7 protein-coding genes are annotated in these 18,820 nt (G+C 70.2%); all 7 read right to left on the bottom strand.

The window, feature by feature from the left end:
- A complete protein-coding gene (locus LYSCAS_RS09730; RefSeq protein WP_213433853.1) occupies nt 1-8,850 on the bottom strand; it encodes an autotransporter-associated beta strand repeat-containing protein in 8,850 nt (2,949 codons plus the stop codon).
- 134 nt (nt 8,851-8,984) lie between these two features.
- Nucleotides 8,985-9,884 carry a dTDP-4-dehydrorhamnose reductase gene (rfbD, locus tag LYSCAS_RS09725; protein ID WP_213433852.1) on the bottom strand — a complete coding sequence of 300 codons (900 nt, stop codon included), beginning with the start codon at nt 9,882-9,884 and terminating at the stop codon, nt 8,985-8,987.
- Entirely contained in the window at nt 9,881-10,450 is a 570-nt protein-coding gene (rfbC, locus tag LYSCAS_RS09720) for a dTDP-4-dehydrorhamnose 3,5-epimerase (protein ID WP_213433851.1), read from the bottom strand. Before rfbC ends, rfbD begins: the two co-directional genes overlap by 4 nt.
- A gap of 10 nt (nt 10,451-10,460) precedes the next feature.
- Entirely contained in the window at nt 10,461-11,354 is an 894-nt protein-coding gene (rfbA, locus tag LYSCAS_RS09715) for a glucose-1-phosphate thymidylyltransferase RfbA (protein WP_213433850.1), read from the bottom strand.
- The gene (gene rfbB / locus LYSCAS_RS09710; RefSeq protein ID WP_213433849.1) at nt 11,351-12,406 is read right to left on the bottom strand and encodes a dTDP-glucose 4,6-dehydratase; all 1,056 of its coding nucleotides are present in this window, start codon (nt 12,404-12,406) and stop codon (nt 11,351-11,353) included. Before rfbB ends, rfbA begins: the two co-directional genes overlap by 4 nt.
- A 114-nt stretch (nt 12,407-12,520) precedes the next feature.
- Nucleotides 12,521-13,030: a single-stranded DNA-binding protein gene (gene ssb / locus LYSCAS_RS09705; RefSeq protein WP_213433848.1), complete on the bottom strand. Its 510-nt coding sequence runs from the start codon at nt 13,028-13,030 to the stop codon at nt 12,521-12,523.
- 141 nt (nt 13,031-13,171) lie between these two features.
- Nucleotides 13,172-18,727, bottom strand: a complete 5,556-nt coding sequence (locus LYSCAS_RS09700) for an autotransporter-associated beta strand repeat-containing protein (RefSeq protein ID WP_213433847.1) — start codon at nt 18,725-18,727, stop codon at nt 13,172-13,174.
- Between the last annotated feature and the right edge of the window lie 93 nt (nt 18,728-18,820).

The following is an 18,820-nucleotide window of genomic DNA, read 5'->3' as shown; positions in this document are numbered from 1 at the left end:
TCACCATTGCACGCGCGCCCCGAGCGTTGCCTGGCCGCGATCCATGTCGGTGCCTTGCAAGGCGTGGCCCCACGCGACGCTGCCGAACCACGAGAGCTTCGCGCTCGTGCGCACTTCCACGCCGAGGTCGAGCGTGGCCGCAAGGCCGCTTGCGTGGTTCGGGAACTGGCGGGCCGAACCGCCCTGCGCCATCACCGACAACGCATCGGCATTCTCGCCGAAGGTGTCTTCCAGCCCTGCGACCACCCACGGCTGCCAGTGCGTGCCGCCGGTGGTGTCGAAGCCGCGCTCGACGCGCATTTCGGCGCGCGCGGTGCCGACGACGTCGTCGGCGATCACCAGGACCTTGTCGCTTGCATCCACCAGGTCGCGCCAGTGCAGCCCGATCGCGCCCAGCGTCAGTTGCGGATCGAAGCGCCAGCCCGACGCCGTCGTGAAGGCGCGTCCCGTGCGCACGTGCAGGCCGACGCTCTCGCCGACGACATCCTGCGAGAACCCATCGGGCGCGTGCACCGTGCCTTCGTTGAGCTGGCCGATCGCGGTGGCATCGACATGCCAGCCGCCGTTGGGGTCGTACGACCCATAGGCACCGAAGGCGTGCGTTTCGGTGCGCACGTTCGCGCCGGCGACGGCGGGGATCGGTGAAGAGTTCTCGCCGGTCGTCCAGTAGTCGCCGCGTTGCAGGCCGATGAACACGCCACCGCGGAAATCGTCGTTCGCCGATTCGTGCCCGAAGATGTCGGCGCCCATGAACAGGGACAGGCTGTCGCCGCTGAAGGCCGCGCCGGGATTCGCGCCCAGTTCCACTTCGTCGGCGGACACCGCGGCCCATGCACCGTGGCAGTCGTCGAACTGCAGGGTCCCCTGCGCCGGCTGCTTGTCCTTGTCGTGGCCGCAACGATCCTCGCGCGTCGCTCCCATGTGCCCGAACGCGAGTTGTCCTGCGCTGCGCGCGGCGAGCAACGTCGTCGCAGGCAGCACCGCATAGCCCGGCACTTCCGGCAGCAGGCCGAGGTCTTCTTCCCCGAACGCTTCCGTGCGCAGGTACCAGTCGCCATCCGCCGCGTCCTGCGCGAAGCCCCAGTTCAACACGCTGCCCGGCAGGCGCACGAATCCGCCCCCGGTGCGCGCGGTGGTGAACGTGCCCTCGCCCGCCACGTCGTGCGGACTGTCGATCACCTTGATCGTGGTGGGCTGCGTGACGCTGGTGCCGTCGCTGTCGAAGGCGATGCGCGTCGTGCCGTGCACGTCGCCGCTGACATCCAGGCCGCCCGCGGTGCCGTTGCCGGGCGACACGACGAGTTGCAGCAACGCATCGCCGCTGCCGGTGTAGTCGCCGGCGATGGCGAGTCGTCCGCCTTCGACGCGCACGATGCCCGCGTTGTCCACGTCGCCGTCGACCTGCGCGCCGGGCAGGCCGCGCAGCATCGACGTTGCATCGATCGCGAGCACGCCGCCCGACAGCGGCAGCGCTTGCGCCAGCGAGAGGACGGAACCGGATTGCAGCGAGACGCGCTCGAACGCCGTCATCGGCGCGAGCGCGGCGCCGTCGACGTCCATCGCGTCGAAGGCCAGGACGTCGTCGCCCGCGCCGCCGTCGAGCGCGGTGATGCCGCCGAGATTGCCGCCGCGGAACGTCACCGCATCGTTGCCGTCGCCGAACGCCAGCGCGCCGAGCACGGTGCCTGCGGAATCGAAGGTGTCGTCGCCCGCAGTCCCGAGGAACGTGCCGTCGATGCGCAGCGTGTCGTTTGTCGCCAGCAGCGTGTGGTGGCTGACGAGCGTGCTGCCTGCGTCCACGGCGAGCGTGCCGCCGAGGATCTGCGTGTCGTCGAAGCCTTCGTCGCTGGACAGGCGCAGTTCGCCATCGCCGTGTTTCACCAGCGACTCGAAGTGCACCGTGGGGCCCAGCACATCGGTGCCCGCGGCGACCTGCGCTTCGATCGTGTCGGTGCCATCGCCGCCGTCGATCGCCTGCGCCAGTGCTTGCGTGTCGGCGCTGTCGTGCAGCAGCAGGCGATCGTCACCGGCGCCGAGGTCGACCAGGCCGTCGCCTTCCACGTGCCCGCCGACATCCATGACGTCGGCACCCGCGGTGCCGGCGACCTGCCCATCCACGCGCAGCGTCGTGCCTTGCGCGATCGTGAGCTGCGCAACGTCCACCAATGCGGCCGGTGCAGCGACATGCAGTGTGCCGCCCTGCACGTTCACGACGGCGAACGCGGACGGCACGGCGCCATCGATGTCGAGCTGGCCGGCGCCGGTTTTCAGCAAAGCGTCGAAGTTTTCCGCACTGCCGAGCGTTGCGCTCGTCGCGATGTCCGTCTGCAACGTATCGGCGCCCGCGCCGCCATCGACGAGGCCCGTGACGACCGAGGCATCTTCGACGACGAACAGGTCGTCGCCATCGCCCAGCGACAACGTGCCGCCGCCGGTATCGAGGCGGCCGGCGACGTCGAGCAGGTCGTCGCCATCGCCGAGGTCGCCGCTGACGAACGCCTGTCCACCGGCGCCGACGAACACCTGGTTGCGCCCCGTGCCCGTCAACAGCGCGGGCGTGACGTCGCCGTCGGAGAGCAGGCCGTCCACGCGCAGCGTCGTGCCGTCGCCGAGCGCCATCGTCGGTGTATCGAGCGCGCCGTCGATGTCCAGCGTGCCGCCCTGCACGACGGTGCCGTTGTCGAACGCGCCGGTCCCGCTGAGCGTCGCCACGCCTGCGCCGTCCTTGCGCAGGCGTTCGAAGTTGATGGTGTCGCCGGCATCGAAGGCGAGCGCCGTCGCCGAGTCCAGCACCACGGTATCCCCGCTGCCGTGCGATCCACCGCTGACGATCGCGTGCAATGCGGCGCCGTCGTGCAGCGTCAGCGTGTCCTCGCCGGCACAGAGGTCGATCGTGCCCGCGCCTTCGACGGTGCCCGCGACGTCCATCGCATCGTCGCCATCGCTGCACCCGTACGCGCCATCGACATGGAGCGTGGCGCCCGCCCCGACATGCGTCGCGAGCGCACCACCGGGCGTGCCGACGATCTGCCCGGCCGGCCCGATCGCGAGCGTGCCGCCGAGGACATCGACGTCGGTGAAATCCGACATCGCCGGTCCATCGACGTGCAGCGTGCCGACGTTGGTCTTCGACAGCGACTGGAAGCGCGCCACGCCACCGAGCGTCGCGCTGGTGGCGATGTCGGTGACGAGCGTGTTGCTGCCCGTCCCACCATCGACGGCGGTCGTCAAGCCGCTGAAGTCCGCGCCATCCTGGATCGTCAGCGTGTCGTTGCCCGCGCCAAGGTTGAACGCGCCGCTGCCGGAGACGATGCCGGCGATCGTGGCCGTGTCGTCGCCCGCGGTGCCGGTGATGTTGCCGCCCGCATGCAAGGTGGCGCCGCTGGCGACGACGAGATCCTGCATCTGCAGGCTGGCGGTGCCGGCGATATCGAGCACGCCGCCGTTGACCGCGACGGAGTCGAACGTGGCCGGGCCGGCGATCTGCATGGTGCCTGCGCCGGATTTCCCGAGCGACTCGAAGCCGGCGACGCCGCCGAACGGCACGAGGTTGCCCGTCGACACATCCACATCGAGCATGTCGTTGCCGGCGCCCGCGTCGAGGTTGCCGATCACTTGCGTCGTGTCGTGCGTGCGGAACACGTCGTCGCCCGCGCCCAGCGCAAACGTGCCGGCGCCGGTGTTCAACGTGCCTGCGAGGTCGAAGACATCGTCGCCGTCGCCGAGATCGCCCGACGCAGCCAGGGTTGCGCCCGCACCGACGAGGATCGTGTTCGTGCCCGACGAGCCGGTGATCGTGGTGGGCGACACGCTGCCATTCACCTGCAACGTCGTGTCGTCCGCCAGCGACAGCGACGGCGTCGCGAGCGTGCCGTCGACGACCAGCGCGCCGCCGAGGACGCGCGTGCCGCCGGTGAAGGCGAGGTTGTTCGTGAGCGTCGCCGCGCCGGCGCCCTGCTTGTCGAGGAATTCGAAGTTCGTGGTATGCGCGCCATCGAACGCCATCGCGGCATTCGCGTCGAGCACGATCCGGTCGCCGACGGCGTGCGGGCCGCCATCGATCGAGTCGGTGAGGACGGAGCCATCGGAGAGCGTGAGCACGTCGTCGCCTGCGCCGAGCGCGATGGGGCCGGTGCCGCTGACCGTGCCTGAAACGCGGAACGTATCGTTGCCGGCCGTGCCGTTGTACGCGCCCGCGACGTCGAGCGTCGCGCCTGCGGCGACGGTCGTGTCGCGCGCGGCGATGCTGCCGCCCGAGGTGACGGCGAGCAGGCCGCCGTTGACCTGCACGGTGTTGAAGCTCGCAGGCCCGTTCACCTGCATCGTGCCGGCCCCGGATTTGCCCAGCGATTCGAAACCGGCGAGACCACCGAACGGCACGACGAACCCGGTGTCCACCGTCACGTCGAGCAGATCGTTGCCCGCGCCCGCGTCGATGTTGCCGTTGACCGCCGTGGTGTCGTACGTGCGGAAGATGTCGTCGCCCGCGCCGAGCGAGAACACGCCGGCATCGACATTGAGCGTGCCCGCCAGGTCCAGCGTGTCCGCGCCATCGCCGAGGTCGCCGGTGGCGTGCAGCGTCGAACCGGCGGCGACGACGATCGTGTTGGCCCCCGCGCTGCCGGTGATCGCCGTCGCCAGGCCACCGCTTGCGCCCACGCTGCCCTGCACATCGAGCACCGTGCCGTCGCCCAGGCCAAGCGTCTGCGTCGTCAGCGCGCCCTGCACGGCGAGCGTGCCGCCGTTGACCTGCGTGGACGCGAACGTGTTGGCGCCCTGCAACGTGGCGACGCCGGTGTTGTCCTTCAGCAGCGTTTCGAAATTGATCGCGCGCCCGGGCGTGAGCGTTAGGGCGCCGCTGTTCGCCAGGTGCAGCGTGTCGGCGCCGGTCTGCGGTCCGCCATCGAACACGCCGGTGTAACCCGACAGGTCCACGTCGCCGAGCGTCAGCGCATCGTTGCCGTTGCCGAAGGTCATGTTGCCGGCGCCGCTGATGACGCCGGACAGCGTCGCGACGTCCGCGCCGTCGCCGAGATCCAGGCCACCCGCGCCCACGTCGAGCGTGCCAGACGACAGCACGGTGTCGTTGCCGTCGCCGAGCGATCCGCTGGTGCGCAACGTGCCGGTGCTGCCGACGCGCAACGTGCTGTTCGTGCCGGCCACGTTCGACAACAGCGCGGTGGTTCCTGCATTCGACTGGAACGTGCCATCCACGTCGAGCGTCGCGTTGCCCATCAGCAACGTGTCGCCGCGCAGGCCGCCATCCACGTCGAGCGTCCCGCCCGTCACGGCAACGCTGCCGACGGCGTTCGTCGCCGCCGACAGCGTCGTCGTGCCCACCCCGACCTGCGCCAGCGTGCCCGCACCGGTGATCGGCTGCGTCACGCTGTAAGCGTTGTTGCGCGCGAAAGCGAGCGTGGCGCCGCCCGCAACGGTGACGGCGCCGTTGCCGAGCGTGCCCGTCGCGCCATTCATGCCGACTTGCAACGTGCCCGCATCGATCTGCGTCGCGCCTGCGTAGGTGTTGTTGGCCGTCAACGCGAGCGTGCCGGTGCCGAGTTTCTGCAAGCCGCTCGCGCCTGCGCCGGACAGCGTGCCGCGCAGTTCCGCATCGATCGCCGCGCTGCCATCCGCCACATCGACCGCGCGCAACGCCCCCGCGAACGCGATCGGATTGAGGAACGCCACGGTGCTGTCCGACGTCGCGTGGCCGAACAGCAGGCTCTGCCCGCCGGGGACGAAGCCCCCGGTATTCCACGTCACGCCCGCGCCGGCGCCGCCCAGGTTCACGCTGCGATTGCCGCCGAACGCTGCGAAACCGCCCGCGCCCGTCCAGCGCACGCCGTGCACGAATACATCGTCGCCGCGCAGCGCGACGCCGACCGTGCCGTTGTCGCTGAAGGATTTCGCGACCGTGGTGAGCCCGCGACTGAAGTCGCCGCTCGCCGCGGTGAGGCCGAGCACGCCGCCGTTGAACATCAGCAGGCTGCTCATCGGCGTCGACACGACATACGTCGGGTGCGAACCGGCCGTGGACGTCACGCCGAACCCGCCGGTGATCGCACCGGCGCTGCCGGCGACGAGCAGGCCGCCGCCGAGCGTCGTGTTGCCGGTGTATGCAGGCGCCGCCGCGTTGATGGTCCACGTGCCGAGACTCGACTTCGTCAGGCCGGTCGCGTTGCGGTTCTCGTTGTTGGCGCCGGAGAAATCCGCGAGCGCGGCGGAGAACACGTTCGCGCCGGTGTTCGTACCACCCAGCGTCCACGTCGCGCTGCCGCTGCCCGATGCACCGGTCGGCGCCATCGCGGCGGTCGAGGTGAACGCGACCGCGCCGGTGCCGCTGGATTCCAGGCCGGACGTGTTGTTCAACTGGATCGCGCGGTTGGTGCTGCCGCCGGTGCCGATGTAACGAAGCGTGCCCCCGCCCGCGAGCAGGTTGGCCGCCGCATTGGTGCTGCTGCCGATGCTCGATGCGATGCCACCGTTCTGCAGGCTCGTCACTTCCAGCACGCCGGCGTTGAACGCGGTGACGCCCGTGTACGTGCTGGCGCCGTTGGCCAGGCGCCAGGTGTTGGTGTCGAGCTTGGTGATGCCCAGCACGCCGCCGCCGGTATTCGTGACGACGCCGGTGAGCTGGTTCGACAACGCGGCGCTGCTCGTGCCGCGCAAGGTGAGCGTGTGCGCGCCGGCGGCGGCCGTCGCGCCGTTGAGCGACCACGCACCGGTGCCGTTGGCGGACAACGTGGCGTTCGACGTGCCCAGCGTGAAGCTGCGGTCGCTGGATTCACCCGCGCCGGTGTAGGTCAGTGCGCCGGAGTTGAAGACGAGGTTGCCCGCCGCGTTGCTCGCCGCACCCAGGTTGCCGGCGACGCCACCGTTGCCGATGCTTGCGACCACGACCGTGTCGCCCGTGATCGTGGTGACGCCGGTGTACGTGTTGGCGCCGGAGACCGTCACTTGTCCGCCGCCCTGGTAGAGCACGCCGCCGCCGCTGCTCAGCACGCCGCTCAGGCGCGCGGTGCCGCCCGCGCCGATGTTGATCGTGCGCACGGCGCCGTTGAGGTTGATCGGATTGCGGACATCGATCTCGGCATCGCCTGCATTGGTGGCGGCGAGGTTCAACCAGCTGCCGGTCGGCACGAAGTTGCCCGCGCCCCACGTCACGGTCGCGCCCGCGCCGCCGAGGTTGACGAAGCGATTGCTGCCCGCGGCGGAGAAGCCCCCGTTGCCCGTCCATTGCACCTGGTTGGCGCCGGTACCGAGGGCGCGCGTGAAGTCGCCGCTCGTGGCGGTGAGCGCAAGCGTGTCGCCCGTGGCGTTCGCGGGCCCTGCGATGTTGATGCCACCCGCGGCCGATGCGGCGTTGGCGTTGTTGAGCAGCACGTTCGCGTAGTTGCCGGCGCCCTGCAGCACCAGGCTGCCGGTGTACGTATTCGCCGCGGACAACTCGAGCAATCCGCTCGTCGCACCGCTCACGCTGCCGCCGATGCGGAGGTTGCCGGCGCCGGAGACCACGCCGGAGATCTTCGCGCGCGCGTTCGTGCCGCCGACGATGCCGTTGTAGACCGCGAGGTCGTAGTTGGTCCCCGCCGTCGGCAGGACGAGCGCGTTCTGGAAATCCAGCGTGCCGCCGCCGAGCGTGCTGTTGCCGGTGCCCAGCATCAACTGGTTGCCGGTGGCGACGAAATTCGGCGTCACGCCCCAGGTCAACGCGGCACCGGCCCCGCCGAGGTTCACGACCTGCGTGCCCGCGTTGACCGAGGCAAAGCCGCCGCTGCCGAGCCACTGCACCTGGTTGGCGCCGGTGCCGGGCGCGCGCGCGAAGTTCGACGTCGACGACGTGAGACCCGCGACCGCGCTCCACGCGCCCGATGCCGTGCCGTTGAACTGCAGGTTGCTGTTGGGCGAAAGCGCGCTGGCGTTGTTGAGCGCGAGCGCGCCGCTGGTCACCTGCGTCGCGCCGGTATACGTGTTCGCGCCGCTGAAAATGGTGCCGCCGGTGACGGTCGCGGACAGGACGTTGGCGCCCGTGTTCGACCATGCGCCGGTCTGCGTGATGCCGGCGATGGACACCGTGGTGTTCGCGGTCAGCGTCGGCGTGCCGCTCCACGTGCCGTTGCCGCCGAGGAAGATCGTGCCGCCGTTGGCCGTCAGGTTGTTGGCGTAGGTCGTCGAAAGGAAGTTGATGCCCGCGTTCGGCGACACGACGAGGTTGGCCGCGGCGGTGCCTGCCAGGCCGAGCGCCTGCGCGTTGTTCAACGCCAGCGTGCCCTGCTGCACCTGCGTCACGCCGGTGTACGTGTTCGCGGCGTTGAGCTGCAAGGTGCCCGTGCCGCTTTTCGCCATGCCGGCCGTGCCGGCGATGACGGACGTGATGTTCGACGTGGTGGCGGTGCTGATCGTGGGCGTCGTGCCGCCCAGCGTCAGCACGCCGCCGGTGATCGTGTAGACCGTGGTGTTGAACGTGAGGTTGCGTGCCGTGACGCCGCCCGCCGCGATCGTGACCGTGCCCGCCGCGCCGCCGAACACGGCGTCATTCGGGATCGCGTTGTTCCAGCCGATGTTCGCGCCGGCGGTGGCCGCGGTGTCCCAATTAGTCGTGCCGTTTTGCCACGTGCCGTTACCGCCGTCCGCATTCGCGGTGGAATCGGTGCCGTCCCAGAAGATGCTTTGCGCCTGCGCACTCGCGAACGGGCCGAGGCACAACGCACTCGCGAGGAGCCAGCGCTGCAACGTCGGCGTGGTCGCCTTGCGTGCGCTGCCGCCGCGCCGTTTGCGCGACGCCAGTTCCGACACGACCACCCACGCACCGACTTCGTCGGACCACACGACCTGGAAGACACGATTCATGCACCGCCCCTGTTCCGCACGACGAACGACGTGCGCGAGGCGAATCTACGCGGCGGAATCTTCTTGCGGTGGGTGGGATATCCACGCGTGGACGAGGCGCGTTTTTGTCACGCAGGCATCGGGGCAACGCACGTTCAGTCGCGCAGCAGGTCCAGCGTGGTGGCGAGCGCGTCTTCCCATTCGGGCAATGCGATGCCGAAGTCGCGGCGGATCGCGGTGGTGTCGAGCACGGAGTACGCGGGGCGCGCGGCCGGCGTCGGGTATTCGCTGCTCGGGATCGCCACGACGCGCGGCGCTTTCGGCAGCACGCCACGCGCGACCGCGCCGGCGAAGATCGCTTCGGCGAATCCGTGCCAGCTCGTCTGCCCCGTGGTGGTGAGGTGCCAGAGGCCGGAACGCGTCACCGGGCGGCGCAGGATTTCCACCGTCACTTCGGCCAGCAACCACGCGGGCGTCGGCGAACCGACCTGGTCGGCCACCACGCGCAACTCGTCGCGCTCGGCGCCCACGCGCAGCATCGTGCGCAGGAAGTTGTGGCCATGCACGTCGTACACCCACGCCGTGCGGAAGATCATGTGGCGCGCGCCGCTGCGCTCCACCGCTTCTTCGCCCGCACGCTTGCTGCGGCCGTAGACGCCGAGCGGCGCGGTGGGATCGTCTTCGCGCAACGGCTGCGTGGCCGTGCCGTCGAACACGTAGTCCGTGGAGTAATGCACCAGCAACGCGTCGCGCGCGGCGCAGGCCGCCGCGATCCGTGCAGGGGCTTCGGCGTTGATGCGCTGCGCGAGGTCGGGTTCGCTCTCGGCCTTGTCGACCGCGGTGTGCGCGGTGGCATTGACGACGATGTCGGGCGCGTGGCGCTCGATCATCGGCGCGATCGCGTCGAGGTCGGTGAGGTCGAGCGGATCGCACGTGCCGCCGTCGGGCAGCGTGCCCGTGAGCGTGGTGCATTTCACGTCGCCGATGGGCGACAGCATCGCGCGCAGGCGCGTGCCCAGTTGTCCGTCGCCGCCAAGCAGCAGGACTTTCTTCATGGCACCGCGTTCGGCGCGAAGACCGGCAGGCGTTCGGCCGGCACGTCGGCGAGGAACGGCGCGGCGGCGTCCTTCTCCGACAGCGCGGGATGGCCGATCGGCCAATCGATCGCGAGTGCCGCATCGTTCCAGCGGATGCCGGCATCGGCGGCCTTGTCGTAGCCGGCGGTGCACAGGTAACTGAAGAGCGCCGTGTCGGACAGCACCGCGAAGCCGTGCGCGAAGCCTTCCGGCACCCAGAAGTGGCGCTTGTTCTCCGCGCTCAGCACTACCGCGGTGGATTGGCCGAACGTGGGCGAGCCGCGGCGGATGTCGACCGCCACGTCGTACACCTCGCCCTGCAGCACGCTGACCAGCTTGCCCTGCGGATTGGGCCACTGGTAATGCAGGCCGCGCAGCACGCCGCGCGTGGACGAGGAGACGTTGCTCTGCACGAACTTGGCCGGCAGGCCGAGCGCGCCGAATCGATCGGCGTTCCAGGCTTCATAGAAGAAGCCGCGCGCATCGCCCCACACCGCGGGTTCGATGATCACGCACCCCGGCAACCCCGTCTCGATCACTTTCATGCGACCGCCTTCATTCGACGCGTCCGTGGTCCAGCAGGCTCAGCAGGTATTGGCCATAGCCGTTCTTCGCCAGCGGGCGCGCCAGCGCTTCGAGCTGCGCGCGGTCGATCCACTGGTTGAAGAACGCGATCTCTTCCGGGCAGCACACGCGCAGGCCCTGGCGCTTCTCGATGGTCTCGATGTACGTGGAGGCCTCGACGAGCGATTCGTGCGTGCCGGTGTCGAGCCAGGCGTAACCGCGACCCAGTTTTTCGAGGTGCAGGTCGCCCTGCTCGAGGTAGCAGCGATTGAGGTCGGTGATCTCGAGTTCGCCGCGCGGCGACGGCTTGAGTTGCGCGGCGTAGTCGCTGGCCTTGCCGTCGTAGAAGTACAGACCGGTGACCGCGTAGTTGGAACGCGGCTGCGCCGGTTTTTCCTCCAGGCCCACGACGCGGCCGCTGGCGTCGAATTCCGCGACGCCGTAGCGCTCCGGATCGCGCACCCAGTACCCGAACACCGTGGCGCCGCTGTCGCGCGCATCGGCGCGCTGCAGCAGATCGGTGAGGCCGTGGCCGTAGAAGATGTTGTCGCCGAGCACGAGGCAGCTGGGCGCGCCCGCGAGGAACTCGCGGCCGATCAGGTAAGCCTGCGCGAGGCCATCGGGGCTCGGCTGCACGGCGTATTCGATCTTCATGCCCCACTGCGAGCCATCGCCCAGCAGGTTCTTGAACAACGCCTGCTCGTGCGGCGTGTTGATGATCAGCACTTCGCGGATCCCGGCGAGCATCAGCACGCTCAGCGGGTAATAGATCATCGGCTTGTCGTAGACGGGCAGCAGCTGCTTGCTGATCGCCTTGGTGATCGGATACAGGCGCGTGCCCGATCCGCCGGCGAGGACGATGCCCTTGCGGCCGACCTGGCTCATGCCGCCGTCCCGATGCGCTCGAGGCGATAGCTGCCGTCGGTCACGCGCTGCACCCAGTCCTGGTGCGCGAGGTACCAGTCGACGGTGTCGGCGATGCCTTGTTCGAACGTGTGCGCGGGCGCCCAGCCGAGTTCGGACTTGAGCTTGCTCGCATCGATCGCGTAACGGCGATCGTGGCCCGGGCGGTCGGCGACGTAGGTGATCTGCGATTCGCGCTTGCCGCCATCCGCGCGTGGGCGGCGTTCGTCGAGCAACGCGCAGATGGTGCGCACGACTTCGATGTTCTGGCGTTCGGCGTCGCCGCCGACGTTGTAGGTTTCGCCCACGCGGCCGCGTTCGAGCACGGCGCGGATCGCGCTGCAGTGGTCGCCCACGTACAGCCAGTCGCGCACGTTCTTGCCGTCGCCGTAGATCGGCAGCGGTTCGCCGGCCAGCGCGCGCGCGATGATCAGCGGGATCAGCTTTTCGGGGAACTGGTAGGGGCCGTAGTTGTTGGAGCAGTTGGTCGTGAGGACCGGCAGGCCGTAGGTGTGGTGGAACGCGCGCACGAGGTGGTCGGACGCGGCCTTGGACGCCGAGTACGGCGAGTTGGGCGCGTACGCGGTGGTCTCGGTGAACTTGCCGGTGTCGCCGAGCGAGCCGTAGACCTCGTCGGTGGACACGTGCAGGAAGCGGAACGCATCGCGCGCCGGGCCTTCCAGCGATTTCCAGTAGTCGCGCGCGGATTCGAGCAATGCCAGCGTACCGACCACGTTGGTCTGCACGAACGTGCCCGGGCCGTCGATGGAGCGGTCGACGTGGCTTTCGGCCGCGAAGTTCACCACTGCGTCGACGTTGTGTTCGCGCAGCAGGCGATCGACCAGCGTGCGGTCGCCGATGTCGCCGGCGACGAACACGTGGTTCGGGTTGCCGTCGAGCGAGGCGAGCGTGTCGCGGTTGCCGGCGTAGGTGAGCGCATCGAGGTTGACCACCTTGATGCCGCGCTGCACCGCGTCCAGTACGAAGTTGCCGCCGATGAATCCGGCGCCGCCGGTCACCAACCAGGTCGTCACATCAGCCTCCAGTGCCATTCGTGATCGCCGCCCCTGATCGGCGATGGAAAACCGCGCGTCCGCGCGGCAATGCGTGTTGCCGGACTCGCGCGGCGCCCGGGGGCGCCGCGAAAATCAGAACGGGATGTCGTCGTCCGCGAAGTCGTCGCCGAAGTCGCGCGAAGCCGGGGCGGCCGATTCGCGGCGCGGTGCGCCGGCGTCCTGGCGCTGCGGGGGGGCCTGGCGCGCGGGGCGATCGCCGCCGCCGCTGCGTTCGGCGCGCGCACCGCCACCGCCGCCGCCTTCACCGCGGCCGCCGAGCATCTGCATTTCGTCGGCGATGATGTCCGTGAAGAATTTCTTGACGCCGTCCTGGCCGGTGAACTCGTCGTAGCTGATGCGGCCTTCGACGTACACCTGCGAACCCTTGCGCAGGTATTCGCCGGCGATCTCGCCGAGCTTCCCGAAGAACTTCACGCGGTGCCACTCGGTCTTTTCCGTCGCCTCGCCGCCGTCGCGACCCTTGCGGACCGTCGTGGTGGCCAGGCTGACCGACGTGATGGCCATGCCGCCCTGGGTGTACTTGGTCTCGGGATCGTTGCCGAGATTGCCGACCAGGATCACCTTGTTGATGCCACGTGCCATGGGATGCGAATCCTCGAATGCGGGTGGGGCGCGACCGTCGCGGGACGGGCGGGCCAGGCGGCACATGTTACCAGCGGCCCACCGTTCCGCCTGCCGACGGGTTCGGCGAAACGGCACATCCGTTGCACCCCGCCCCGCCCCTCACCAGCGCCAGCGCACCCCGGCCGTGGCCTGTCGCTGCGCGGCGTCCGTGCCCGCGAGCGCTTCGACGAACGACAGCGAGGCGAAGCCCTGCAGGCCGGGGGCGAAGGTCGCCTCGAGGCCGATGTCGAAGGCCGCGCGCAGGCCCGCCGCGGGGCCCGGCAGCGCGAAGTCGCCATCGGGCGCGCGCACCTGCAGCGGTTCGCGCGATTCGCCCGCGGTGTCGGCCAGCGCGAGGCTGGCCCACGGGCGCACCGGCCGGCCGCCGCGCGCTTCGAACGGCCGCTCGGTCCGCAGGGCGATGCGCATGGCGCCGAGGACGTCGTCGGTCATCAGCACGTCGCGGCCGCCGGCGTCGTAGCGATCGCGCCAATGCTGCGCGGACAGGCCGAGTTCGACCTGCGGTTCGAACACCCACGCGCCCGCGTGCCGGCGCTGGCCGCCCTGCACGCGCAGCGCGAGCCCGTTGCCGAGGACGGTGTCGGCGTGGCCGTCGTCGGTGTGCACGTGCGTGCGCGGCCGGTGCGCCGCGAGCGTGGCGTCGAGGAAGCGGCCGTCGGACCAGGCGCGGCTGGCGTAGGCGCCGAGCAGCGGCGTCGTGGTGCGCAGGCGCGCGGTGCCGGCGATGGCGCGTTCGGTCGAGGCTTCGCCCGTGGTGTGGTGGTGGCCGCGCAGCACGCCGCCGACGAACCCCGCGCGGAACACGGTGCCCGGGCGCGCCGGGAAGTCGCGGTCCACTCCGGCGAGCAGGCCGTGCCCGGTGCCGGCGTGCGCGATGCCGGGGTTGGCGCCGACGGTGCGCTCGTTCGTGTATGCGGCCATCCATGCGCCGCGGCAGGCGCCGCGCAAGGCGTCCCGAGCGGATGGCGCGTCCTCCGATCGTTCGCAGGCAGGGGCTTCGCCGCGGACGGCGGCGAGGCGGTCGAAGACCAGGCGCTGGGCGTCGTCGAGGGCGGCGGTGGCCACGCTCGGTGCGATCGCGAAGGCCGGGAGCTCCGGTAGCACGCGCGCGTCTTCGCGGGATTCGAGGAACCATGCGTGGGCGTCGGGGGCATGGGCGAGCGTCCAGGCGAAAGGGCTGCCCTGCAGGCGCACGATGTCGTCGGCGACGAACGCAGCCGCGTCCGTCGCGCGCGCTGCGTCGATCACGCGGATCGATTGCGGCGCGTTGCCGGGCGTGCCGTCGGAGGTGAAGCGCACGTGCGTCGTGCCGGTGACGTCGCCTGCGATCGCGAGGCCGCCGGACGTTCCGTCGCCGGGCGCAACCGCGACTTCGAGCGTGGCGCCCTCGCGTGCGCGCCACTGGCCCTCGATGGTGAGGCGTGAAGCGTCGGTGCGGACGAGGCCGGCGATGTCGACGTCGCCTGTGATGCGCGCGTTGGAGGTCGCGATGAGCGTCGACGTGCGGTCGATATCGAGCGTGGTGGAATCGAGCGCGGAGGACAGCGTCAATTGCGTGGCGTCTTCCAGGTGCAAGCGTTCGAAGCCCGGGGTGCGCATGAGGTCGGTGTCCGCAAACGTCACGCCCGCGAACGCGAGGCGATCGTCGCCGGCGCCGCCGTCGATCGCACCGGCGAGTGTCGCGGCGCCTGCGATGTGCAACGTGTCGTCGCCGTCGCCCAGGTGGCCGTCCACGCGGAATGTTGCGCGTTCGCCGAGGACGACGCGACTCGCGGTGCCCGCATCGGCGACGAGCGTGGTGAGGCCGCCGTCCACGGCTTCGACGAGGCCGGCGATGTGCAATGCGCCGTCGCCCATCGCGATGCGCGGCGTCGCGAGCGACGCAGCGACGTGCAACGTGCCGCGTTCGATCCGCACATCGCGCGCTTGCGATCCCGCGCCCTGCAGCACGCTGGTCCCGTTGCCGCGCTGCACGAGCGCGCCGTCGCCTTCGACGCGCCCGACATGCAACACGTCGCTGCGATCGAAAACCAGCGTGCCCGCGTTGCGGATCGTGGCGTTGCCGACGGAACCCGTCGCGCCTCCGTTTCCGAGTTGCAGCACGCCGTCTTCGAGATGGACGCGCGCGAGCAGGCTGTCGCCGGCGAGCGTCCAGTGGCCTGCGCCGGATTTCACGAGCGACAACGTGCCCGTGGTGTCGAGCGTGCCGCCAACGCGATTGGCGTCGGTGTTGCTGCCGGTGAGCGTCAGCGTGGACGGGAGACCGGTGGAATTGGTCGCGCCGTCCAGGATGAATGCACCGCTGCCCGACGCATCGAGCGTCGCGCCGCGCGCGCCGATCGTGAAGCCGCGATCGGAGGTGTCGCCCGATCCGAGATAGCGCAACGTCGCGCCATCGATCAGCAGCGCGTCCGCTTCGGAAGCACCGAGGCCGAGGTTGCCTGCCTGGCCGGCGGCGGCGAGCGACGCGATTTCGACCGTTCCGCCGAGCAGCTCGGTGCGCCCCGCGTAGTCATTGGTCCCGGTGAGGCGCAGCGTGCCGTCGCCCGTCTTGCGCAGCCCACCGGCGCCGCTGCCCGAGAGCACGCCGGACACGATCGCATCCAGCGCATGCGTGCCATCGGCGACGTCGATCGTGCGGACGGCGCCGTTGAGGTCGATCGCGTTTCGGAAGTCGAGCGTGGCGTCGGACGTGGCGTGCGAGAGGCGCAACCGTCGGTCGTTCCCGACGAAGCCCCCCGTCGCCCATCGCAACGCAACGCCACCGCCGAGATCGACGATGCGCGTATCGTCGTACGCCGCGAACCCGCCGTCCCCGCTCGCCAGCCACGCGAGGTTGTTGCGGCCCGCCGTCGTGCCGAGCCCGCGGAACAGATCGCCCGACGCCGCGGTGAGCCCCAGCACGCCGCCATCGAAGCGAATGCCGGTGCCTGCGGCGTCGACCTCTCCCAAGCCACCTGCGAGCGCCGCTGCATGATCGAGCCGCAGCACGCCGCCGGCCAGTTCGGTGTCGCCCGTGTACGTGTTCGCCGCACCCAGTCCCCAGACCCCCGCGCCGTCCTTCGCGAGCGCGATGTTGCGCGACGTGTTGGCGATCGCGCTGCCGAACACGTTGTGGTCCATGTTGGTCCCGCCGAGGCGGAAGTACGGATTCACCGATGCGTTGAGGTTGACGCTCCCCATCCACCGCAACGCACCCGTGCCACTGGATTCGAGCGCGATGCCTTCCGATCGCCCGGTGCCCGGCGTGTCGCCGGTGGCGGAACTGAAGTTGCGGTTCGTCGTTTCGCCCGCGCCCACGTAACGCAGCACGCCGCGGCTGAAGATCTGCAGTTGCGATGCGTTGTTGGACGCGTTGATGCCGAGGCTTCCGGCTTCGTTGGCCTGCCCCAGTCGCATGACTTCGAGCACGCCGGTGCCGACGACATTGGCCGCGCTGCTGCCGCCGATGCTCGTGCGCCCCGTGTACGTGTTGGCGGTGCCCGACAGGCGCCACGTGCCGTTGCCGTGCTTGACGATCGACAGGAGGCCACCGCCGTCGGCCAGCGTGCCGGCGAATTCGTTGATCGCCTGGCTCGTGCCGCCCAGGCGCAGCGTGCGCGATCCGGACGTCACGCTGGGCGCACCGTTCCACACCAGCGCGCCGCTGCCGTTGGCGACGAGTTCGCCATTCCCGGCGAGCGTGAAGTCGCGATCGGTCGCATCGCCCGCGCCGAGGTACACCAGCGCGGGAAAAGACGTTCCGCCGCCGCCGAACACGAGGTTGGCTGCATCGCGACTCGATGCACCCAGCGCGCTCGCGATCCCGCCATCGTTGATGCGATCCACCGCGACGCGCGTGGCATCGGCCGCGCCGGTGCCGATGTGCGTGCGGCCGGTGTAGGTGTTCGCCGCACCCAGGAACGCCTCGCCGAAGCCCGAGAACGCGACGCTCCCGTTTTCGATCACGGCGCGCAGTTGCACCGCGCGACCCGGCACGCCGCCGCCCAGCGAGGGCGCGGAGAGCGTGATGCGGCGTTCGCCGCCGGCGAGGTCCAGGCCGTTGCGGAAGTCGACGCTGGCGTTGTTCGTCGTGGCGATGAAGCCGAGCGTCTCGCCATCGGGCACGAAACCGCCGCTGTTCCAGCGCAGCGTGTCGCCTGCACCGCCGATGTCCACCGTGCGCACGCCGCCCGCCGCGCCGAACGCCCCGCTGCCGTTGAAACGCACCTGGTGCGCGCCACTGCCGAGTCCGCGGCGGAAATCGCCGCTTGCGCCCGTCAGCACCAACGTCCCGCCGTCGAACACCAGTGCGCTCGTGCCACCCGTCACGCCGATGCCGCCGGGCAATGCGTGCGCGTGCCCAAGTTGCACGGACGCGCCGAACACGTTGTCGTTGCGCGCGTCGATGACCGTGTCGCCGAGGTAGTGGTTCGCCGTCGACAGCGTCAACGTGTCTTCGCGCACGCGCAGTCCGCCGTTGCCGGTGAGCGCGCCCGCCAACGTGCCACCGCCGAAGATCGTGCGTTGCGCATCGCCCAGGTCGATCGCGTTGGTGAAGGTGACGCCCGGACCGATCAGCAGCGACGCGCCGTCCTGCACGAAGCCGTCGCGCCCCCACGCCAGCGGCGCGTTGCCCTGCAGCGTCACGGTGATGGTGCTGCCGAATGCGCGGAACCCGCCGCTCCCGGTCCAGTGCACCTGCCCTGCCCCGGTGCCGAGGTCGCGCGCGAACGTGCCGCCGTGTCGGAAGGCGAGCGCCGGCAGGCTGTCGGGATTCGCACCATTGAAGACCAGCGCGCTGTTCGACGACAGCGCGCCAGCGTTCGCGATCCCGAGGGTGCCCGACGTCAGCGTCGTAGCGCCGCTGTAGGTGTTGGCGCCGGACAACGTGGGCCCGAAACCTTCGTTCGCGCGCACGTCGAGCGACAACGCGTGCGCGCCGGTGTCGGCGAGCGCGCCGGACCAGGTTTGCGAACCGAAGATCCATTCGATCGTCGTCGCTGCGGTGAGGACCGGCGATCCGGTGAACGTGCCGGCGCTGTTCGCACCGAAGCGCACCCTGCCGCCGGTCAGCGTGTAGTGGTTCGCGTAGATTGCGTTGGTGCCGAAGCGCAGGTCCGCGCCGTCGTCGAGGACCAGGTTGGCGGCGCCGCGATCACTGCCGAGTGCGTTGACGTGCGAGAGCACGAGCCGCGCGCCATCGCCCACGCGGACGACGCCTGCGCCGATGCCCGCGTTGTTGCCCGAGACGGTAAAGCTGATGGTCGCATTCGCTGATGCACCGCGGAGGTGGAACCCGCCGGTGAGCGGACCGCTCGCGGTGACGTGCGCGCCATCGGACAGCACGACGTCGCGACTCCCCGCCATCGTGAGCAACCCGGTGCCGCCGAGCGTGTAGTTGCCGGTGCCCGTGAAGCGCAATCCGCCTGCAACGACGTCGGATCCGAGCGTGATCGTGCCTGGCACGGCGAATACGGCGGTGTCGAACGCGCCGTTGTCCCACGCGCGCAACGCGCCGCCGTCATGCCAGTGGGCGAGCGTCGTATTCCACGTACCGGTGCCGGGCGTGCCGGCGGCGGCGCCATTGCCGTCGAAATCGAGATCGACCGCGTGCGCGGTGCCGGCGAGTGCGAGGAGCGGCGCGCTCCAGGCGATGCGGGTGCAAGGGTCCATGGCGTGGGTTCCGGGGGAGGAACCACACAGCTTGGGAATCGCGCCGCGCCACGCCATGCGATCGGCGCTTGCCGGGAGGCGTCATTCGAAGGA

Source organism: Noviluteimonas caseinilytica (assembly GCF_018406605.1).
GTDB lineage: Bacteria > Pseudomonadota > Gammaproteobacteria > Xanthomonadales > Xanthomonadaceae > Noviluteimonas > Noviluteimonas caseinilytica.
The sequence above is the reverse complement of the archived record's forward strand: the minus strand, read 5'-3'. Positions and strand labels throughout refer to the sequence as shown.